Source organism: Mesorhizobium sp. M4B.F.Ca.ET.143.01.1.1, assembly GCF_004792275.1.
Classification (GTDB): Bacteria; Pseudomonadota; Alphaproteobacteria; order Rhizobiales; family Rhizobiaceae; genus Mesorhizobium; species Mesorhizobium abyssinicae.
The window spans coordinates 1-279 of sequence record NZ_SRSR01000384.1; the positions used below are offsets into that span (position 1 = coordinate 1).

At 62.7% G+C, this 279-nt stretch carries 1 protein-coding gene; it reads right to left on the minus strand.

The window, feature by feature from the left end; translation table 11 throughout:
- The coding region (locus EN786_RS37450; RefSeq protein WP_246688865.1) for an HAD hydrolase-like protein at positions 1-264 on the minus strand (264 nt) is incomplete at its 3' end.
- Positions 265-279 lie beyond the last annotated feature (15 nt).

Consider the following 279-nt stretch of genomic DNA (forward strand, 5'->3'; position numbering starts at 1 on the left):
ACGAGGTTCGACCTGAAGCTGGTCGAGCGCCAGCAGCAGAGCGTCGGGCGCCGGTTTCAGGTATGTCACCGCGTCTCCGCCAACGATCGCGCCAAGGTGTTCCGTCAGCCCAAAATGCAGCAGGATTTCGCGAGCCGCCAACTGCGGCTTGTTGGTCACCACACCCATGGCTATTCCGCTCAAGTGGAAGTGGGTGAGAACCTCCCTGACGCCAGGCATCAGCGTCGTCAGGCCGGTGAGATGTCTGCGGTAGATCGGCGCCATGACGCGGTTGGCCAC